Below are 18,365 nucleotides of genomic sequence, written 5' to 3'. Positions count from 1 at the left end.
AAGTTCGCCGCAGATGCAAACAGAAAGAGCTTCATGTCTATTGCTGCCATTGATGAGCCAGAAGCGCGATCCCTAAAACGCCTAGGTGGTTGTCGATTTTTGCTTGGTTTACTCGGCAGATTAACCAACCTAGTTTCATTCCAGAGTTGTATTTTGAGGTATTCGACGTGGCAAACTTTTGGGATGGAGAGCCAGTAGGTAAAAAGGGGTTGCTCCGCCTGTTGACGCGCGACGGCAAATGGCTGCGCTGGGAGGGTGAGAACGAGGACCCGAACGACCCCACCAAGAAGCCCAAGGCCGGATGCAAGGATCAGGTTGAAGAAGCTCTTTTGGCGGCGCTGCACTCGACCAATGTCGTGGTGCTCTTGGGGTCTGGGGCATCCTTCTCAGCCAAGAACGACGGCGGGCCGAATGCGCCGGGGATGGGCGACCTTTGGCATGCCGTGCGTGATGCTGTTTCAGAAGACAATTTGGTTGACCACAAAGAGTTCGATGATCTGGCGAAGAAAGTAATGGGCGGCCTGCCGCAGAATGATGCCGATGGGAAACAGAAGGCTGGAGATATCGAGAGCCTTTTGAGTCTTTGCAAAATGCAAATTGAGCTGCTCAGTATTCGGTCAAAGAACGATCCTGATTTCACCGATCGTCCTTGGCTGGAAGAGCTGATCGAGTTCGTTCGCGTAGCTGAGAACACGATCTTGGGCAAAGTGGGTTTCGTCGGTGCGGAAACTGATTTGCCAGCACACTGGGCGTTCTTAAAGAAATTCGCCCGCCGATCACCTGAAAAACCCAGAGTGAAGCTGTTCACCACGAACTATGATCTGTGTATCGAGACAGCAGGTCTCCGCTTGGGTGTGGTGCTGATCGACGGGTTTTCCCACAGTGCAGAACAGCGGTTCAACCGCGATAATTTTGACCATGATATTGTGCGACGGGCCGCATCCAGTACGAAGGCCGACTACCTTGACGGTGTGTTCCACCTTTACAAGCTGCACGGCTCGGTGGACTGGCGGCGACGGTCGGATGATGTCGTCATTCGAAGTGTCGATGCCCCCGGCGACGACCGCAAGCCTGTCCTGATCTATCCGCGATCTTCGAAGTATCAGGAGGCGTTCGAAAGCCCCTACCTCGACATGTTCGCGGCCTTACAGGCAGCGTTGCGAGAACCCGATACAACGTTGATCGTCTCCGGGTTCGGTTTTGCTGACGATCATATCAGCGCCCCAATCTGGTCAGCCATCGAAACTAACCTGTCGCTGCGCCTTGTCCTTTGTGATCGCGGGTTCGTGGAGCATCAAAAGCTCTTCGATGAAGACGCGCAGGAGATCGACCTCGATCTGGCCGTGCAACGCCCTTACCAGAGCAAGATCGCGCGGCTTGTACAGCAGGGTGATACTCGCATCACGATGTTGAATGGCCGCTTCGAAGACCTTGCCGACGCTTTGCCGATGATATCGGGCAAGACGGATCGTCAGCTCTTGAAGGATCGGCTTGAAAAGCTGCGCGAGGGCGACGGCGCATGAGCGAACTTGCCTCTCTGATCGACCCGTCCAAGCGCATCGGAACGGTTACAAGGGTGACGGCAAGTGCCGTTGAACTAACCTTACCGAATGCGCTTGCAGCCCTTGGACGGCGCGGGTTGGCCAAAGGTTCGGTTGGTGATTTCGTGTTTGTCGATTGTGACCGCTCAGCGATCTTGGGGCGCGTGACGGAAGTTGGCATTCCAGACAGGCAGCGAAATGTCCTTGAGCACCAGATCGAAACCGATCCTTCGGTTGAACCGCAGGGACGTGTCCAGTTGCTGGCAACTGTCAGCAAGACAACTCGGAAAGTGACGCGCGGTATCAACACGCAGCCGAGGGTCGGTGATGGGGTTTACCTCGCAGAGGGCGGAGCGCTGTCCAATTCCATCAAGGATGCCTTGGAAGGCGACGTGAAGGGAGACAGTGCACCGTTGCTCGTCGAGCTGGGGCACCTGTCCGGGCTGGATGATGCCTCACTCAGTATTCCGCCGGAGAAATTGTTCGGTCGTCATTGCGGAGTATTTGGTGCGACAGGCGGGGGCAAGAGCTGGACGGTTTCCCGCCTCGTCAATGAAATCGTGCGGATCGGTGGGAAGTGTATTCTGTTCGATCCTACCGGAGAATTCACAGGAAAGGTGGCTGGAGCATGGCAGTATTCGTTCAGCGAAACCGGCAATGACGAACAGCCCTTGGTTCGGTTCCCGAGTGAGAACTTGTCGGAAGTGGACCTACACGCTCTTCTTACTCCAACCGGCCAAAGTCAGGGTCCAGCCCTACGGAGTGCGACGAAGAGCCTTCGCATGGCTCGGGTCTTGGCGGCTGATGCGGAACGGTTCCCCGTCGAGGAGAACGGTTCAAGGCGAAAGGTACTAATCCACAGGGGCGACGATCCGGTTGGGCATGTCGTTGTGGAGGAGCAAGGAACCATTGAAAAAGCAAATCAGAGCCGCCTGGCATACGGTCAAGCTGAGTTAACGCTTGCGGACGAGTTGGCAGTTGAAACCTGCCAGTTTGACTTCAACGCACTGTCTCGGCAGGTGCGAAACGAGTGCGTACGGCCAGTTCACAACAATGATGCATCGAGATATGGTCAACTCGACAACAACGCAGTTGGATACTGCAACTCACTGATCATTCGCATTGAAACCTTTTTAACCTCCCCCGAGTTGGCCTGTCTGTTCTCAGACAATGGTCTGGACATTTGTCGAGAGATTGAGCGTTTCCTAACCGATCCAAATGCCAAGGCAATGGTGCTTTCCTTCGAGAAGGTGAGCTTCAAGCACAACACCAGAGAATTGCTTTTGAATGCTCTGGGGCGATACCTGCTCGGCCTTGCACGGCGAGGCCAGTTTCGCCAGAACCCGCTCGTTTGTTGTCTGGATGAAGCGCATCAATTTATTGGCCGGACTGTTGGCGATGAATTCAATAGTGTGAGCCTTGATGCATTTGGCCTGATTGCAAAGGAAGGTAGGAAGTATGGGCTGACGACCGTGATTGCGACCCAGCGTCCCAGAGATGTGCCGCAGGATGTCCTCAGTCAGCTTGGAACCTTGTTTGTCCACAGACTCACGAATGACCGAGACAGGGAAACCATCGAAAGAGCTTGCGGTGATCTGGATCGCAGCGCAGCTGCTTTCATCCCATCCTTATCACAGGGCGAAGCGATCATCGTTGGACCCGACCTGCCCGCTCCCTTGCCGATCATGATGAGCAAACCTGAAAAAGGACAGCAGCCGGAAAGCCACGGTCCGAATTACCAAGAGTTTTGGGGAGAACCGCAGGGTGCTCTTGTAATTGAGAAGTAAGTCAAAAGGTGTTGGATGAAGCGCCAATCAAGAAATCCCCAAAAATTCGACACGCTGGAGCTCTATTCGGCGCTTTCTAGAGAGGAAGGTTTTCGAATAGATACTCCCGACGACCTTGAGACATTTCATCAAAGGATTGAGGAGTCACTTAAGGCATCACTTCGCAACCCCAGCCTCTTGCACGGTAAGCGCGTGGAGGCGATGTTCGCTCACGTTGCTGGGGCGATGGGGCGGTGCAAGTTGATAACACAAGAAGATGGTGGTTCAGCTTTCGTAGCTTCTGATGATTTTATTGCCCCAGACTATCGAATAGTGACCCATGCAGACGAGCTCATTCTGGTGGAAGTCAAGAACTTCCATATGAAGAAGATTTCGGAACGATACCGGATCCAAAGGCGATATTTCGACAAGTTGGCGGCCTATGCAAAAATAAATCGAGCAGATCTTAGGATTGCGATTTACTTTTCAAAAGTTAACCAATGGACGCTTTTAGCGCCGGGATCCTTCTTCGAAGAAAACGATGAACTTTGGATAGATCTACCACATGCCATGGCTCGAAGCGAGATGTCGGTCATCGGGGATCGCAAGATTGCAACTTTGCCCTTACTGCGTTTTGAAGTTCTCTGCGATCAAGATGGTACAAATCCAACGATATCGGCCGATGGGACAGCAAAAATCATAATCCGGGAAGTACACATGTATTGCGCAGACGAGCGCCTGGAAAGCTCTGTGGAAGGAAAGCTTGCATTCTATTTGATGCGCTACGGTGATTGGGAAGTAGCTCAGGATCCAGTCGTGATGGTCGACGGAGCCATTTCGAAGGTGTCGTTTTCGGCATCGCCTCGTGAACGTGTTATCGACCAAGAATTTGAGATTGTGGGTAGTCTTAGTTCGATGATTAGCAACGCATTCCGGGAGCTTACTGTCAGTGACGATGACGGCATTGTCTCGCTCGATGTGAAATATGATCCTTCATTTTTTGAGTTGAAAATTCCAGAGGATTATAGGGGCAAAGGGCTGCCATTATGGCAATTCATCATTCAGCCGAACCCTCAATTTTTTGCTCCGTAAGGCCCACATTATTTGACGCTAAAGTATTATCCTCATTTTGGTGACAATGTCTGCTTCAGGGGCGCTGCATTGCGGCGCCGCTAAGCCGAAGCAACCGCAGGAATGGGCTGGTTTCATTCCAACCTTTTCGCACGTTCAGCGACCTTTTGAACCATCGAAATAGTCGCACCGCCCGCCTGGCGTATCCCAGCCCCTGCAATCTCAGCATTCGACCTGGTCCCAAACCGCGCCCGCGCCCGTGACCCCTTGGTGCCAATCAAGCCCTTGGTGAAGCCGCCAGGCCCCGGAATGCTTGGCGGTCCGGCCATCATGAAATTGCCTGAGATTGAGCGCACGATCAGCGGGGTGGCGATAATCATGCCGCCTGCGAGGAACATCATCATGAAGAAAGGCACTAGTGCGCCGATGTTGCTCGCACCTGAGGGATCTCCGAGTTCGGCCATGAGCGAGCGCGACATGCCGACCACAGTGGAAAACACGCCCGCGATCACGAGGGGGTAGAGCGCGTAGGATACTGTGCTGGACAGCCAACGGTGGAAATAGTCCTTGCTGACATCGAACAACGAAAGCGCGATCATAATTGGGGCGATGCCGATCATGAACGCCAGCATGATTTTCGCGAAAATCAGAACAAGCCCGCAAAGCGCGCCAATGACGCCGAGGAGGAATGCGCCGATCGCGCCGATCAGGGCTCCGGCCATCCAATGCATGTTGTCACCGGCCGCATTCAGGTAATCGCCAAATTCTTCGATAAGTTCGTCGAAGGCCTCTGCGAAGTAGGATGCTCCTGCGCCGCCGCCACCAAGTCCCGCCACCATGCCGCCCGCAAGCTGATCGAGACCGTTGATGAGGGCGCTGGCCACAGCGTTGAATTGGACCCAGTTCATAGCAAAGAGGGAGATCAACATGAGTTTGAGAGCGAACCAGAATGCGGTCCGGCCATCCATGGATTTGTATTGAAACACCATGTTGAGGAAGACGCCGATCACCGCGAGTGTCGAGGCCACGGCAATGACGCCGCCAAGCTGACCGGCGACGTTGCCAAAGGTGGTTTGGGCCGCGTCGTCCAGAAAGTTGTCGGTTGTCTCAACCATCCAGGTGACGACGCCCATAGTATCCCCCTCAGTTAGGTTTAGGCGTTCGCGCCGGTGCGACGTTTCATGAAGGCCTTCAGGATATGTTCGCCGTCAAAATCCGGCACGACTGAGACCAGCTCCCAGCCATCCTGACCAAGGGCCGTCAGCTGCGCTTCGATCTTCGGTGGCTTTGTCTTGGCGGTGTTGATCTGTTCAATCTTGTATTCAAACATGGGCTGTTTCCTTTGAATGGGGCTCGATTTGTTGGCTTTGGTCAACCGGCAGGTAGAATTCGGTGATGCCGCGCGCGCCTTCATGGCGACCGGCCTGGATGATCACATCGATGGAGCGGGTGATGTAGTCGTTCATGTCCTGGTAGGTCATAGGCACGTCGGTCTTCAGGGCAGCGATGGCGAGGCGCTGGACCGCCAGCTGCGGCGTCTCAGCGTGTAGCGTGGTTAGCGAGCCACCATGCCCGGTGTTGATGGCCTCAAGGAAGGTCATGGCCTCTTTGCCGCGTACTTCGCCCAGGACGATACGGTCCGGCCGCATGCGGAGCGTGGAGGTCAGCAGGACATCAGCGCTGCGCGTGGCCTCATCGCGGTCAGACATCAGCGTGACGACATTGGGCTGCGTTGGCCGCAGCTCGGCGGCCTCTTCGATCGTGATGATGCGCTCGTTGGCGGGCACGAAGGAGAGGATCTTGCGCGCCGTGACGGTCTTGCCTGTCGAGGTGCCGCCGGACACGATCATGTTGAGCTTGTGCGTGACGCAAAACTTGATTGCGGCATCAATGTCGCTGGTGGCCACGACATCGCGCAGCTCGGCATTGCGCTTGTGTCGTGCTTCTTCGTTGCTGCGCTCTTTTCCGAAGAGATAGGACAGCCTGATTTGCTCCAATGGCAGGTCGGCGAAGAACCGCAGAGAAATCGCGTAACCGCCATCAACGGCGGGAGGCTGAATGACTTGCGCGCGGATTGGGCGATCTCGATAGGTGATGCTGACCGAGACGATGGGCTTCGTTCGGCTGAGCGTGGTGTTCGCGGCGGAGGCAATCTGATTTCCCAGGTCCTTGATCTCATTAGCCGAAAGCTGTCGATTGACTTTCCGCATGAAGTGATCCCCCTGAAACTCCGCCCACAGCGTGCCGTCAGGATTGATGCAAAGCTCGATCAGCTTTGGATCGCGTGCCTCGGGGATCTTGTCCATCGAGCTTTGCAGATAGCTTGCCGCCATGATCAAAAAATCTCCAGATCGCGGTCGACCATCACGGTGACGCGGGCACCTTGATCGACATAGATCACGGGCGAGACGGAGAGATATTCGCCAATCACGCTTTGCGCGCTGTCCTGAAGGTCTTCGCCAATGCCTTCCAAGACATCTGAGGTGATCTCGTCTTCGGTGTTTTGGGCGGCCACGGCGGGCAAGGCTCCGATCAGCGATATCAGGGCGGCTGACCCGAACCGCGTGCCAAAGCGGCTGTCGACAAAACCGGTCGTGCCGGAGCGCCCCAGTTCATCGCCACCAAAGGCGCTGATTTCAACGGTCTGATTGCTGGGCAGAATGATCCGGTCCCAGGCGATGGTCACGCGTCGTTGCGCAATGTCGAGGCCGGATTGATACCGCCCGATCAGACGCGCGCCGCGCGGGATCAGGATCCGCGAGCCGTCATAGGCGTGGACATCTTCAGACACCATCGCGCGGACCTGACCGGCGAGCGAGCTGTCGATTGCGGTCTCAAGAACAGCCTGGATCATCATGCCCTGAACAACCGTGTTTGACGGGTTCACGATCAGCTGGGCCTGCGTCACCTCAGCGGGTTCAGCGCCGTTGCGAACAAAGTCTGTATCACCATCAAGTCGACGCTGCTCGGCGGCGGTATCATTGTTGCTGCTTCCAGTGCCGCCAAAGGCGATAATTGGGCTGGCAATACGCGCTTGCAGTTCCTCAAGCTCGGCTTGCCGCCGCCGCTCGAGCTCTTGCAGACGCAGCTCCTCGGCCGTGGGGCCGGTTGGTGCGGGCGTGCGCGGGGTTTCCAGGCGCGCAAGCTCCAGATCGTTCTGCAGTCGTTGTATCTGACGTGCGCGTTCTTCCAACTCTTCGCGCAAGGCGGCTTGGGTGGAGGCGGCCTCGCTGCGCAGGTCATCGATCTCCGCGCTCAGGCTGTCGAGCGCTTCTGTGTCGACGGCCGGGGCCTCGGGTGCAGGTGCGTTGCGCAGAGCTTCAAGCTCGCTCCGCATGGCGTCCATTTGCGCGCGCAGCTCTTCCGTCTCGCTGTCTGGTCCCGGCTCCGGCGGCGGCGTTGTGTCAATCGGTGCGGGCGTGGGCTCGAGCGCACCAAAGCCCGGTCCCGCCGCTTGGAATTCATCCGGGGAGGCAGTTTCCAGGCTGTCGGGTTCAGAGCTGCCAGAGAACAACAGCAAGAGACCGCCAAGGGCCGCGATTGCCCCAATGCCCAACGCAATAGCGACAATTGACGGTCGTGCCCTTGAGTTTTGTGGTTTGCCTTCAAGCGCTTCGAGGCGCTTCTTAAGCTCAGCTGTTTCACTCATCGTGGTTTGCCTCGCTCATCTCTTGGACGCAGATCTCGTCCTCGCCGAGCCTGAGAACCCATCGAGTGCTGACACCTGACACGCGGATCACGCCGTCTGGCCGCGCGAGCGCATTAACGCTGCGCTCATTGCCGCCAGACCAACGAAAGATCGCGGGCAACGGCGCATTCGCGGCAAAACGGAAATAGGTGAAGGTGCCGTCGTCCCAGATTTCACGCGGGGTGATCTCGGACCGTGCGCTGACGCCGTAGGCGTGGTTTGCAGGCTGGCTTGCGGCTACACGCGATTGCTGAGGGGCCGCCTCGGGATAGGTGAAGCGGATGACGTAGAAGGTCGGCGAACTCGCCTCGGTCACGTTGAAATAGTAGCTGCGCCGACTTGTGTAGACGGTGATGTTGGTATGCGCGCCGCGCGAAACCGGCTTGATCGCAAAAGCCTGGCCACCGGGCACGCCGTCCAAAAGGAACCCTTCGGTGTCGCCAGCAATGATCGAGCGGATGGTCTCGCCTTGGCCGAATTCAATGCTGGTCACGTGGGTCAGGCTGGTGCGGATGCGGTAGACCTGTCCATCCTGGTAGGTCGCCAGCCTGACGCGGGCATCATAGGGCCCCTGGCGCGGTTGAGTTTCGGCGAAAGCCGTGCCAGCAAGCGGAACCAGGAAGACGAGGATCAGGAACAGGCGGCGCATTGGTTACTCCAGACGATCCGAGCGGATCGCGTATTCGGTGACGGTGAAGCCGAAAGGGTTCTGCCAGACATCATCGATCGACCGGCTATTCTCAGGCCGAAACTCAAACATCAGCGTTGCGGTGAAGAGCCCGTTTTGAGAGCCGCGCGGTGAGTTGAGCCGCTTCCGCAGGCGCACCTGGGCACGGTTGGCGCTGATGTGCGTGATCGACAAAACCTCGACATCAAGCCGGGCATCTGTGCCGTAGCTGTCGGGCGGATAGGCCTCATGGCCACTTGTCCAAAGCGCGCGCAACCCTGCGGCGGCCGCTCCGTCCGACTGATCCAGGACCCGCCGCACCCGCACATCATTGTCGAGCTGATTGTATGTCTCTCGATCAATGACATAGCGGTACACCTGTGCTTCGATGATAGCGGGGCGTTCCGTGAGTGAGACCGCTTCAACCATGGCATTGGGGAGGGCCATGCCGGTTTCGCTATCAAAGGGCACGATCATGGGCGGCGGGTCCACGTCGAGCAGGGCAACGAGGGCAGCGGCGAGGCAACCTGCCATGCCAAACCCCATGCCTGTCAGCCCCAGCTTCTGCCACATGAGCTCGCGTCTTCGTGCGCCGTAGACGAGCTCTTCTTCGATGATTTCTGCCTCGCTGTTCATAGGGTCAGTCCGCGCGCAGGTCTGGCAGGGTGAAGTCCATGTAGCGGCGCTCTTCGGCCAGCGTGGCGGCATCCACCACGCCAGATTGGCCCGCGCCAACGGTCTGGATGGCTTCGAGCTCCCACATGCGCGTCATGGCAATGGCCAACTCTGCCGTGACGCGGGTGTTGTGATCGACGGCTTCCTTGAGCGTTTCCATGTCGGGGATCAGCGAGACCAACTGCTCGACCCGTTCAAGGGATTGCGCGGCCTCGTCATAGCTGTTCTCAGCGGCCGCCGACATCACCGCCCCGGTGCCCGCCTGACTGGCAATGCGTTCCGCGCCCGGATTGCCGCTGCTGGCCATGTCAGAGAGGGTATCTTGGTCAAAACCTGCGTCCTCGAGGGCTTGCGTCATACGGCCTTCCATCTGAGGGGCCGCGTTGCCGATCAGGCCGCTGAAATCACCGCTTTGGATTTGCTGTATGGTGCCAAGGAGGTCACCAAATTCTTGGTCTAGGAGGCCGTCAAGGTCGCCGCCCATGGCCATCTCGATGATGTCCGTCGCTCCGGTCAGGGCGGCGTAGGTCTCGTTGAGCGTGTCGAGTTGCTGCTGCACCAGATCCAACTGTTCGAGAAGCGTGTCGAGCTGGTCGGTCTGGATCCCGAAATCCTCCAGCATCTGCTGCAGCTGGCGAATTTCCTGGGCGATGTTGCGTGTGTCGACAGTCGGAACACCTTGGGCAGACACAGGTGAAGCAACCAACAGCGCGCAGGTGGCAACGGTGGATAGAAAGCGGGTCATCGGGGTGCCTCCAGATCGAATTGCATGAAGTCTTGTTCGCGGGCCTGCGCGGCCGCCATGGCCAGTTCTGCGGCGCTAAGTGGGCGGGTGTGGGCGGCCTTGAGGCGTGTGCGGATGGCGATCAGGCGAGCGAGTTCGGCCCGCGCGTAGGTGTTGAGCGACATCGCCGCGTGAATGTCGTCGGTTTCGCCAATGCGCCTGATGATGTCCTGGACGCGCAGCGCGGCGGCTTGCACCGAGACCATGGAATAATCGCCATAGACCCCTGCGCCGAAGGAGGTCAGGCTCATTGTGGAGTTGGCGAGCAGGACCGGGTCAATGGTGCCAAGCGCGTCGACGCCGCCCACGTGGGCAAGGTAGAGATTGTAGCGCTCGGGGATCACCTGAACGTAGTGCTGGGTCTCGGCAAACGGCGGCACGCCGCCGTAGCGCTGCACATTGCCGGGACCGGCATTATAGGCCGCGAGCCCGTGAATGATGTTGCCGTCAAACATGGCCAGCATCTGAGCCAAATAGCGTGCGCCGCCGGTGACCTGGATGTAGGGGTCTTCATAATAGGCCGGATAGATCCCGAGATCCTGCGCCGTGCCGGGCATGATCTGGGTCAAGCCGAACGCGCCGACAGGGGAGCGCGCTCCGATGGTGAAACGGCTTTCTTGCCAGATCAGCGCCTGCAACAAACAGCGCCATTGCTTGGGCGATAGACCCGCTGCGCGCACGCCGGACATATGGTGCGTTTCCTGAGCCGCGCGAATGATCAGCTCTTCAATCGATCCCGAGGCGTCGCCGAATATCTGGCCGGCACCGGGGTTTGGGTCGACCGAACCATAGAGCGTGCCTGCGGCGCTTTCAGGTGTTGAACCAGCTTCTAGGCTTGCGACCAGCGCGCCGGAATTTCCGCTGGCCAACGTCGTGGCATCGAGGATGTCTTCCAGCGCCTGGAGCTGTTCTTGCTCGAGCGCTTCAAGCTCTTCCTCTTTGGTCAACCGATCCCGCTGCAGCGCCAGATCTTGTTCTCCCTGCTGCAGCACGCGCTCGCGCTGCAAGAACATTCCCGCATCAAACGTGGGCACACCTTGGGCAAAGGCCATTGGCGCGGCGAACCACACCAAACCCGCAAGGATATGCGGGCGGAGGCTATTCATGCAGCGAACCAATCGGCCCGAGCAACTCGAAATTGCAGTTACTGTGGCTGACCTCGGCAAAGGAGTTGAAGCATTCAGCTTCTGACGGCCGGTATTCCGCGCAGGCTGTCAGGGTCAAAAGGGTGAGGGTCAGCATGCAAAGTCTACACATCAATTTGTCTCCAAAAATCGGGGTTCTGGCGATAATCCGCGCCGACCAGCGCTTCGCCTTTTTCCATGCCGCCAAGGATCGTGAGATAAGGGCCAAGCGCGCTTAGATCGGCATCGATCACGACCGAGCCTTGATCGTCACGCACCAACGCTAGGCGAGAGTTGCTGCCCGTGCCGAGCAAAACGCTGAGCTCTTTTTCAGTGAGGCCCAACATGGTGTAATCGCTGGCCGAGGCGCGGATGTTGGGAAGCAAGAGCTGCGTCGGGACGGCCTCGACAATCGTCTTGCCGGTGCGGGTTTTCTCTAGCTGGCTTGCGTATTGGGTCATCATCACGAGGACCGCGTTCTGTTTGCGTGCCGTGACCAGCCAGTTGCTGAGCCGATCTGCGAAATACGGGTTGTCGAGCGCCTTCCAGGCTTCATCGATGATGATTAATGTCGGTTTGCGATCCTCGATCACACGCTCCACCCGCCGAAACAGGTAGGACAGGACCGCCATGCGCTCTTTCTCGCTTTCGCTGTCGAGAATGCCGGTCAGGTCGAACCCCACGACATCACCATCGAGCGAGAAGGTATCCTCAGCGCTTTGACCGAAGATCCAGCCATATCGGCCGTCTGCGGTCCATTCCTGGATCCGCTCGAACAGATCCCCTTCATCCGCCCCCGCCACAAAGAGGGAGGCCAGATCCTGCCAGTTGCGAAGGGCGGCATCGCTTGCCCCGGCGTTCTGGCGCACCACTTCTTGGATGCGGTTGATCTGGACCGGGCTCAGGGGGTTGTCGGAGCGATGCAGCAGCGTGGCTAACCAATCAGAAAGCCAGGCTTGCCCGCGCCCGTCAATTTCTGTGCGGAGCGGGTTCAGTCCGGTGGCTTCACCTGCCTTGATGGCGCTGTAGCGCCCGCCATTGGCGCGTACGGCCATTTCCATGCCAGCGCGATAGTCGAAGACAAACACGCGTGCGTCGCAGCGCTGGGCTTGGGTCATGAGGAAGGCTGACAACACCGACTTGCCGGAGCCAGGACGACCGAGGATCAATGTGTGTCCACCGGTCGGCTCTTTGTCCGGCTGACCTGTCTCATGGTAGTTGAACAGGAAGCCCGAACGCTCCGGCGTCGGGAAGAGAGTGATCGGCTTGCCCCAAGGCACTTTGTGTCCGGGTTTGCCCAGTTGACCGCGATGCAGCGCTGCGAGGTCAGCGAAGTTCGTATTCGTGATGGCGGCCTTGCGGCTGCGCATCTGCCCATTGCCCGGATGCTGCGCGAAATAATGGGTCCGAGCCGCAAAGCTCTCATTCACCAGATTGACGCCTTCACTGGCCGCGATGTTGCGTACCTCGGCGGCGATGGCTTCCAGCTTTTCCTCGGTCTCGGCGAAAACCGTCACCGTCATGTGATGATCGCCAAAGCTGAGGCGCTTGGATTCAAGATCGTCCAGCGCGTCGACCAGCTCTTCGGCGAGTGAAATCGCGCCGTCATCGCTGGCCTTCATTAGGCGTTGCTGACGCTTGATCCGGCTGGCCATGATGTTGCTGTTGATCGGCGTGAAGGAGTGTGTGACCACCATGTCGACGGGCAGGTTCAGCTCATCGAACATGGTGCAGTTGGTTTTGGCCGGATAGGTCTTGATCGCAAAGTTCGTGCCAAACCGCTTGCCCGCCGTCCCATCGTCCAACGTAAAGCCTCGCCCCTGAAACGTGACGCGGGTGTTGGCTACATCTTCGGCAATGACGCCAAAGCGGGATTTTGCGAAGAGCAGTCGTTCCTGTCCGATGTTGAGCGCCCCGAGGAACCCGAGTAGCTCGCCGCATTCAGCGCCGAGCAGGCGCGGGTTCATCTCTGCAAAAGACGATAGCAGAAACCCGACGACCTCTTCGAGCTTGCGCAGTTGTTTGGCTGTCTGGTCTTTCATCTGAGCGATCGAGTCTGAGCGCTTCAGGCGCAGCCGCGCGCCGAGGGGCGGACGTTTCAGAACTGTGAGTGTGAGCGTTTTGTCCCGCAGGCCCGCCCGCGCCATGGCCGTTTGCCATCGGCTATCCAGCTCTTGCGCAAACCCCTCATTGGGCACCGGTGACAAGGCTGTCTCGATCGCCTTGGAGACCTTGTGAACGTAGAAACTGTACTCTGACCCGATCTGCGCGATGATCGCAGCAAAGAGCGCGCGGATCTTCTCCAAATGCGCGTCATCGCTGGTCATACTATTGACGCCATCAAGACGGATGCACTGGAACAGCGCATTGCCGCGCGTGCGGATCGTCACGTCATTCGCTAGGCTGACATAGGGCAGCATGCTGGCCATAGGGCGCTCTTTGCGCGCCCAGTCCGGTAGCGTCGCAAGATCATCCGATGGGTTATGGAGCATAGCTGTCCCCCGAATGGATCTTGCGGTTCGGGGTGGGCGGCGTTTCCTGCAGGGTGGTGACCATCACTTCAAGAAAGGCCGGATCCCAATCTGCGGCTTTCCACAGCGCGGGATAGGCCAGAGCGGCAATGATGATCACCGGCCAGCTTTGGACCCATAAAAACAACAACACAAACCCGAAGAGCCAGACCATGGCATACATGATCGGCAAGCCGATGAGCTTTGGCGGCCGGATCAGACCAAGGAAAAGGCGGGTTTGCGTTGCCATGCCGGACTTACGCGCCCCAGATCGCGGTCACGATGGTCGGCGCGGCTGCGATACCTGCAATGGCGACCAGTACCCAAAGAGCCTGGCGGAAGTCGAGGATGCCAAAGAGCCAGGAGAGGAACACGCCGATCAAAGCCAAGGTGCCGATGACAATGCCCAGGGGCCCGGTGATCGTGTCGACGATGCCCTGCAACAGGTTCTGCACTGGCGAGAGATCGATGCTCTGCGCAAGCGCGGGGTTGGCAATCATCAAGCTGGCCAGAGCCAGCGACAGGATTGTGCGGAATTGAATGTGCATCAGGAGGCTCCAGTCAGTCGATCACGCACGGCCATGACGCGGCGCACGTGATTTTGGGTTTCTCGGTAGGGAGGGATGCCGCCATAGCGCGCGACCGCGTCTGGTCCCGCGTTATAGGCCGCGAGCGCGAGTTCAGGCGTGCCGAACTGCGCCAGCATCATCAGAAGGTAGCGTGCTGAGCCATCCAGATTGGCCTGCCAGTCATTCGGATCAACGCCGAGCTGCGCGGCCGTCGCGGGCATCAACTGCCCGAGGCCGATCGCGCCTGCCGAGCTGCGCGCAGTTGGTCGATAGGCGCTTTCGATCTCGATATTGGCTTGGAAGAGGGCCTGCCATTCCGTCACCGACAGACCCGCGCGGCGCAACGCCGGGTGCCCGCCATAGCGATGCGCGGTACTTTCAAGGGCTGCGAGGATTTCGGGACGAGGAGCTGCGCGGGCGGGTGTAGGTGAAGTCGCTTCAGGTTCAGGTGCTGTGAAAACGATCAGCTCTGGTGGGGTTGCGCCAATCCCGTCGACATAGCTTTGCGAAAAACCCGATTGGGGGGCTTTGGTTTCCAGCTGGCCATCGGCCCGCATGGAAAGAACGAATCCTTCAGAATAGGCTGGTGCAGCAAGGAATACTGCCAGGACGGCAAGTGTCTTAGCCAGCGTCGTCCAGCTTGTGAGAGGCGATCTTGCCTTCGAGCATCGGGATTGAGACGATCGAAACGCCAAGCCCAGCAAGGAAGCTGGATAAGCCGTTGATTGTCTTGAACTCTCGGGCAGCCATGTTGTTGCGTGCTGTGACGAGCAGGCGATGCGTCTCGCCATCGGGCGAGACGCAATGCACGGTCCAAACTCCGGACCACTGAGCACCTGTGCGTTTGGGCGTAACCCGGCACACAACATCCGCCGAATGACCCTCGGCAAGCAGCGTGCGCAGCCCGTCTTCACTGACAACATTGGGGGCGTCTTGCATCAAATTCATAGGATCGAGCCTTGCAGAATTGTGCATTGGCCCGGCAGTCCCTCATGGACTACCGAACCGATACAATATTATAACTTTGCAATCAATAGGTGCAATTTGAGTTATTGCGCCTTTCATGCGTTGAAACAAATTTACTGCAACGGAGTGGCTGAGCCAAGATAATATGGCGCTTTTGAAACAAACATGGGTGGTTATGCTCGTTCTGAGCTGGGGCTCTGCCGCGATCGCGGGCAGTTGCCTGCCGCCTGCGCCGCCCTGGATGCCGACCAATGCCGATGACGTGCGGGCCTATGCGGACCTGTTGAAGCGCGATGCGGAGGCATATTTTGCGGATGTCGAGAATTACTTCCGTTGCCTAGATCAGCAGAGGCGAGAGGTCTTCGAGCAAGCGCGCGTGGTCAGTGGAGACTATGCGCGCGTTCTGGAATTCCTGAACGACATGAGGAAATGATACCCGTCCTCAAGTAGAGAAAACTGCCGTTCAACAAAGCTGCCGCGAAGGTCGCCAACGCGGACTTTTCCGCCGTTGCCCTTCCGGGTGTTTGCTGACGCAGCATATAATCGCAGGCGCGGCGCGCTCATCGCTGCGTTGCAGCCGATCTCGCAAAAGCAGTCATTGAAAGCCACTCTGAGGGTCGGGTGGCCAAAGGTCCGCTACGGTATCAGGTTTCTTGTAAAATAAAGGTCACTGATTTTTGATCAAAGGTCAATTATCTTTGAATGATGGAAGACTTTGCATAATAATGGAAAGCATCTTAGGGAAACAAAAATGAAAACATCTTTGAACGCCATCAAACCCGTGCAATGCAAGACGCTTCAGAAGGAAGTGGAACAATAGCTTTGCCAACTAACTTTGGGGTCAAGCTGGCAACAGGTGAAGAGATCACAGCCGCCACGATCACCCAGACCTTCGGTGTTTACCCAATGCCCTTGTGCGAGGTGATTGCCCGCCTGATAGCAACTGGCAACTGCAAAAGTTAGGTAGATTTTCACGACGAAATTATGCGAGTAGATAGAACATGCTTAAGAATGCCAAACCAATTCAAAAAGATAAGCTACACGACCAAGTCTATAGTCAGTTGTGCAGTCTTTTGCGCGAAGGTGAGTTCACACCCGGTCAGGCAGTCCATGTTGCTCGCGTCGCAGAAGCCTTTGGTGTGAGTGCCATGCCTGTGCGCGAAGCGCTGACACGGCTCCAAGCGATTGGTGTTGTGGCAAATGTTTCGGGCCGGTCGCTCGGTGTGCCGAGCCTGGGATATGAAGAACTTACTGACCTTCGCGATGTACGTCTTGAAGTTGAGGCGCTGGCCATGAAATGGGCTATGGCAAATCGCGATGATCGTTTTGTTTCTGACCTTGAGAAAATGCTGAAACGACTGGAGGCCACAGAGCTATCCAGCGATGTGCAGGGCTATATCAAAGCAAACTATGAGTTTCATCTGCGGATCTACCAGCAGTCGAACTCTCCGGTTCTGATCGATATCATCAACACGCTATGGCTGCGTGTCAGTCCGCACCTGTATCAGCTGGAACGGGAAAATCAGTACAAGGTTTCCAACATTCATCACCGGAAAATAGTGCGAGCTGTCCGGGAAGGCAACGAAGCAACTGCCAAACAGGAGCTTGTTCTGGATATTTCCGAGGCCTACGACGTTCTCGTTAGAACCTTGTTTTCGAACAACCCTTCTCGCTGAAAGTAACAGCAAGCGAATACCCGGCCGAGACCCTATTCTAATATGTCCGAATACCGGGCTCGCTGTGTTCCAGTCCTTTGAACGTCCCTCAACGCCGTGAAATCTGAGATTTCTTGACTGATTCGGATTCTCCCAAGCTATCAAAACTCACGCAACCAACTGAAATTTATCGAGAAATGGAGCACAAAAAAGAATATTGATTTTTGATCAATCATCAATGCTTATTGAGCATGTCCGACGAAACGGCCGCTATGGTCGTTCGTGACGGGCACAGTCACGGGAGGAATACAGTGAAATATTCGAAAATTGCCGCAACCTTGGTTGCCGGTTCTCTGGCCATTGGCGCATCTTCTGCCTCAGCCGATATTCTGGATGTCCACATGAGCATCCCCAAGGACCTGACGTTCTTGGCGGACAGTGCGAAATTAATGGACGAAACTTTGCGGAACATGAGTGGTGGCGATGTAGGTCTGCAACTTTATGGTTCCGGAGAATTGGTTCCAGCAGGTGAAATTCTGGAAAACGTAAGCTCTGGCGCCATTCCAGCTGGTTGGAGCTTTCTTGGCCAATGGGGCGGTAAAGTACCCGTGGCCCAGATCGGCGCGACACCATTCGGTGCCGGACCGGACGCGTTGGCCGCATGGCTACATGTGGGCGGTGGTCTCGAAATCGTTCAGCGCGGGTTTGACGATCTGAACATCAAGGTTCTGGCCTGCCACATCACGGCACCCGAGCCGGGCGGCTGGTTCAACAAGGAAATCAACTCGGTCGAGGACTTCAACGGTCTCAAAATGCGTATGGGCGGCGTCGGCGCGCGTGTTTTGAATGAATTCGGAGCCTCCGCCCAATTCATGCCTGCAAGCGAAATCTACCTGGCACTTGAGCGTGGTCGTATCGACGCTACAGAGTTTTCGCTGCCAATCATTGACAAGGATTTTGGTTTTAACCAGATCGCAAAATTCCAGTACTATCCGGGTTGGCACCAGCCTGGCAGCGTCGATGTATTGATGATCAATATGGACGTTTGGAATGGCATGGATGCAGGCGAACAGGCCATGTATGAGGCGGCGTGTCAGACCAGCCTGGCCTGGACACTGCAATATGCTCCGGCAGCTCAGACACCACAGATCGAAGTATTCGAAGAGGGCGGCACAATCGTCAAATCCTTCCCGGATGAAGTTCTGGCAGAACTGCGGGTTGCGACGGAACGTGTTCTGAATGCTGAAGCCGAGAAAGATGCGCTTTATGGGGAAGCGTACCACTCGATGAAGGCTTTCGTGGCATCGTCAGGACGTTGGACCAATCTTCAAACTCTCCCTGCCGAGTAA

The 18,365-nt window shown here is 57.1% G+C and carries 21 protein-coding genes; 7 read left to right on the top strand and 14 right to left on the bottom strand.

The genetic code is table 11. The features are described from left to right. The first annotated feature begins 89 nt into the window (after positions 1-89). Genes ACR0J8_RS00900 through ACR0J8_RS00890 form a run of 3 tightly spaced genes read left to right on the top strand, consistent with a single transcriptional unit; the run spans position 90 to position 4,399 of the window. Entirely contained in the window at positions 90-1,523 is a 1,434-nt protein-coding gene (locus tag ACR0J8_RS00900) for an SIR2 family protein (protein WP_480888707.1), read from the top strand. Further along, positions 1,520-3,328, top strand: a complete 1,809-nt coding sequence (locus ACR0J8_RS00895) for an ATP-binding protein (protein ID WP_480888706.1) — start codon at positions 1,520-1,522, stop codon at positions 3,326-3,328. Before ACR0J8_RS00900 ends, ACR0J8_RS00895 begins: the two co-directional genes overlap by 4 nt. A gap of 15 nt (positions 3,329-3,343) precedes the next feature. Beyond that, positions 3,344-4,399: a hypothetical protein gene (locus ACR0J8_RS00890; RefSeq protein ID WP_480888705.1), complete on the top strand. Its 1,056-nt coding sequence runs from the start codon at positions 3,344-3,346 to the stop codon at positions 4,397-4,399. Positions 4,400-4,512: 113 nt separating this feature from the next. Here the strand turns inward: ACR0J8_RS00890 and ACR0J8_RS00885 are convergent, their stop codons facing one another. From ACR0J8_RS00885 to ACR0J8_RS00820, 14 genes are all read right to left on the bottom strand, one after another. Further along, positions 4,513-5,511 (bottom strand): TrbL/VirB6 family protein, encoded by a 999-nt coding sequence (locus tag ACR0J8_RS00885; protein ID WP_480888703.1) that lies wholly within the window; start codon positions 5,509-5,511, stop codon positions 4,513-4,515. 20 nt (positions 5,512-5,531) lie between these two features. Then, entirely contained in the window at positions 5,532-5,708 is a 177-nt protein-coding gene (locus ACR0J8_RS00880) for a DUF4177 domain-containing protein (RefSeq protein ID WP_480888702.1), read from the bottom strand. Continuing rightward, positions 5,701-6,711 carry an ATPase, T2SS/T4P/T4SS family gene (locus ACR0J8_RS00875; protein ID WP_480888701.1) on the bottom strand — a complete coding sequence of 337 codons (1,011 nt, stop codon included), beginning with the start codon at positions 6,709-6,711 and terminating at the stop codon, positions 5,701-5,703. Before ACR0J8_RS00875 ends, ACR0J8_RS00880 begins: the two co-directional genes overlap by 8 nt. Before the next feature lie 2 nt (positions 6,712-6,713). Beyond that, positions 6,714-8,027, bottom strand: coding sequence for a TraB/TrbI/VirB10 family type IV secretion system protein (locus ACR0J8_RS00870; RefSeq protein ID WP_480888699.1), 1,314 nt, complete (start codon positions 8,025-8,027; stop codon positions 6,714-6,716). After that, entirely contained in the window at positions 8,020-8,715 is a 696-nt protein-coding gene (locus ACR0J8_RS00865) for a TrbG/VirB9 family P-type conjugative transfer protein (RefSeq protein WP_480888698.1), read from the bottom strand. The genes ACR0J8_RS00870 and ACR0J8_RS00865 overlap by 8 nt, the downstream gene beginning before the upstream one ends. Positions 8,716-8,718: 3 nt before the next feature. Continuing rightward, a complete protein-coding gene (locus ACR0J8_RS00860; RefSeq protein WP_480888696.1) occupies positions 8,719-9,369 on the bottom strand; it encodes a VirB8 family type IV secretion system protein in 651 nt (216 codons plus the stop codon). Between the two features lie 4 nt (positions 9,370-9,373). Further along, positions 9,374-10,153, bottom strand: coding sequence for a type IV secretion system protein (locus ACR0J8_RS00855; protein ID WP_171186071.1), 780 nt, complete (start codon positions 10,151-10,153; stop codon positions 9,374-9,376). Next, entirely contained in the window at positions 10,150-11,298 is a 1,149-nt protein-coding gene (locus ACR0J8_RS00850; protein ID WP_171186069.1) for a lytic transglycosylase domain-containing protein, read from the bottom strand. Before ACR0J8_RS00850 ends, ACR0J8_RS00855 begins: the two co-directional genes overlap by 4 nt. Next, positions 11,291-11,434: a hypothetical protein gene (locus ACR0J8_RS00845; protein ID WP_480888694.1), complete on the bottom strand. Its 144-nt coding sequence runs from the start codon at positions 11,432-11,434 to the stop codon at positions 11,291-11,293. Before ACR0J8_RS00845 ends, ACR0J8_RS00850 begins: the two co-directional genes overlap by 8 nt. Positions 11,435-11,441: 7 nt before the next feature. Continuing rightward, positions 11,442-13,808 (bottom strand): VirB4 family type IV secretion/conjugal transfer ATPase, encoded by a 2,367-nt coding sequence (locus ACR0J8_RS00840; protein ID WP_171186068.1) that lies wholly within the window; start codon positions 13,806-13,808, stop codon positions 11,442-11,444. After that, entirely contained in the window at positions 13,798-14,076 is a 279-nt protein-coding gene (locus ACR0J8_RS00835; RefSeq protein ID WP_058260733.1) for a VirB3 family type IV secretion system protein, read from the bottom strand. Before ACR0J8_RS00835 ends, ACR0J8_RS00840 begins: the two co-directional genes overlap by 11 nt. A 7-nt stretch (positions 14,077-14,083) precedes the next feature. Continuing rightward, a complete protein-coding gene (locus tag ACR0J8_RS00830; RefSeq protein ID WP_114885057.1) occupies positions 14,084-14,374 on the bottom strand; it encodes a TrbC/VirB2 family type IV secretion system protein in 291 nt (96 codons plus the stop codon). Further along, positions 14,374-14,952 carry a lytic transglycosylase domain-containing protein gene (locus tag ACR0J8_RS00825; RefSeq protein ID WP_171186066.1) on the bottom strand — a complete coding sequence of 193 codons (579 nt, stop codon included), beginning with the start codon at positions 14,950-14,952 and terminating at the stop codon, positions 14,374-14,376. The genes ACR0J8_RS00830 and ACR0J8_RS00825 overlap by 1 nt, the downstream gene beginning before the upstream one ends. Before the next feature lie 64 nt (positions 14,953-15,016). Next, complete coding sequence (locus ACR0J8_RS00820) at positions 15,017-15,334, bottom strand: hypothetical protein (protein ID WP_480888692.1); 318 nt, start codon at positions 15,332-15,334, stop codon at positions 15,017-15,019. 202 nt (positions 15,335-15,536) lie between these two features. On the opposite strand from ACR0J8_RS00820, the gene ACR0J8_RS00815 reads away from it, so the two are divergent. The 4 genes from ACR0J8_RS00815 (at position 15,537) to ACR0J8_RS00800 (ending at position 18,365) form a co-directional block, all read left to right on the top strand. Then, complete coding sequence (locus tag ACR0J8_RS00815) at positions 15,537-15,794, top strand: hypothetical protein (RefSeq protein ID WP_171186247.1); 258 nt, start codon at positions 15,537-15,539, stop codon at positions 15,792-15,794. A gap of 353 nt (positions 15,795-16,147) precedes the next feature. After that, positions 16,148-16,324 carry a hypothetical protein gene (locus ACR0J8_RS00810; RefSeq protein WP_480888691.1) on the top strand — a complete coding sequence of 59 codons (177 nt, stop codon included), beginning with the start codon at positions 16,148-16,150 and terminating at the stop codon, positions 16,322-16,324. Positions 16,325-16,362: 38 nt separating this feature from the next. Beyond that, positions 16,363-17,037: a GntR family transcriptional regulator gene (locus tag ACR0J8_RS00805; RefSeq protein ID WP_480888689.1), complete on the top strand. Its 675-nt coding sequence runs from the start codon at positions 16,363-16,365 to the stop codon at positions 17,035-17,037. A 290-nt stretch (positions 17,038-17,327) separates the two neighbouring features. Continuing rightward, positions 17,328-18,365 (top strand): TRAP transporter substrate-binding protein, encoded by a 1,038-nt coding sequence (locus ACR0J8_RS00800; RefSeq protein ID WP_480888687.1) that lies wholly within the window; start codon positions 17,328-17,330, stop codon positions 18,363-18,365.

Source organism: Ruegeria sp. N11 (assembly GCF_056531525.1).
Note: the sequence above shows the minus strand (reverse complement) of the source record. Positions and strands in the feature narration are given on the sequence as shown.

Coding starts and splice junctions, on each gene's coding strand:
- ACR0J8_RS00895 (WP_480888706.1), top strand. CDS start 1,520: ATGAGCGAACTTGCCTCTCTGATCGACCCGTCCAAGCGCATCGGAACG.
- ACR0J8_RS00890 (WP_480888705.1), top strand. CDS start 3,344: ATGAAGCGCCAATCAAGAAATCCCCAAAAATTCGACACGCTGGAGCTC.
- ACR0J8_RS00885 (WP_480888703.1), bottom strand. CDS start 5,511: ATGGGCGTCGTCACCTGGATGGTTGAGACAACCGACAACTTTCTGGAC.
- ACR0J8_RS00880 (WP_480888702.1), bottom strand. CDS start 5,708: ATGTTTGAATACAAGATTGAACAGATCAACACCGCCAAGACAAAGCCA.
- ACR0J8_RS00875 (WP_480888701.1), bottom strand. CDS start 6,711: ATGGCGGCAAGCTATCTGCAAAGCTCGATGGACAAGATCCCCGAGGCA.
- ACR0J8_RS00870 (WP_480888699.1), bottom strand. CDS start 8,027: ATGAGTGAAACAGCTGAGCTTAAGAAGCGCCTCGAAGCGCTTGAAGGC.
- ACR0J8_RS00865 (WP_480888698.1), bottom strand. CDS start 8,715: ATGCGCCGCCTGTTCCTGATCCTCGTCTTCCTGGTTCCGCTTGCTGGC.
- ACR0J8_RS00860 (WP_480888696.1), bottom strand. CDS start 9,369: ATGAACAGCGAGGCAGAAATCATCGAAGAAGAGCTCGTCTACGGCGCA.
- ACR0J8_RS00855 (WP_171186071.1), bottom strand. CDS start 10,153: ATGACCCGCTTTCTATCCACCGTTGCCACCTGCGCGCTGTTGGTTGCT.
- ACR0J8_RS00850 (WP_171186069.1), bottom strand. CDS start 11,298: ATGAATAGCCTCCGCCCGCATATCCTTGCGGGTTTGGTGTGGTTCGCC.
- ACR0J8_RS00845 (WP_480888694.1), bottom strand. CDS start 11,434: ATGCTGACCCTCACCCTTTTGACCCTGACAGCCTGCGCGGAATACCGG.
- ACR0J8_RS00840 (WP_171186068.1), bottom strand. CDS start 13,808: ATGCTCCATAACCCATCGGATGATCTTGCGACGCTACCGGACTGGGCG.
- ACR0J8_RS00835 (WP_058260733.1), bottom strand. CDS start 14,076: ATGGCAACGCAAACCCGCCTTTTCCTTGGTCTGATCCGGCCGCCAAAG.
- ACR0J8_RS00830 (WP_114885057.1), bottom strand. CDS start 14,374: ATGCACATTCAATTCCGCACAATCCTGTCGCTGGCTCTGGCCAGCTTG.
- ACR0J8_RS00825 (WP_171186066.1), bottom strand. CDS start 14,952: ATGCGGGCCGATGGCCAGCTGGAAACCAAAGCCCCCCAATCGGGTTTT.
- ACR0J8_RS00820 (WP_480888692.1), bottom strand. CDS start 15,334: ATGCAAGACGCCCCCAATGTTGTCAGTGAAGACGGGCTGCGCACGCTG.
- ACR0J8_RS00815 (WP_171186247.1), top strand. CDS start 15,537: ATGCTCGTTCTGAGCTGGGGCTCTGCCGCGATCGCGGGCAGTTGCCTG.
- ACR0J8_RS00810 (WP_480888691.1), top strand. CDS start 16,148: ATGCAAGACGCTTCAGAAGGAAGTGGAACAATAGCTTTGCCAACTAAC.
- ACR0J8_RS00805 (WP_480888689.1), top strand. CDS start 16,363: ATGCTTAAGAATGCCAAACCAATTCAAAAAGATAAGCTACACGACCAA.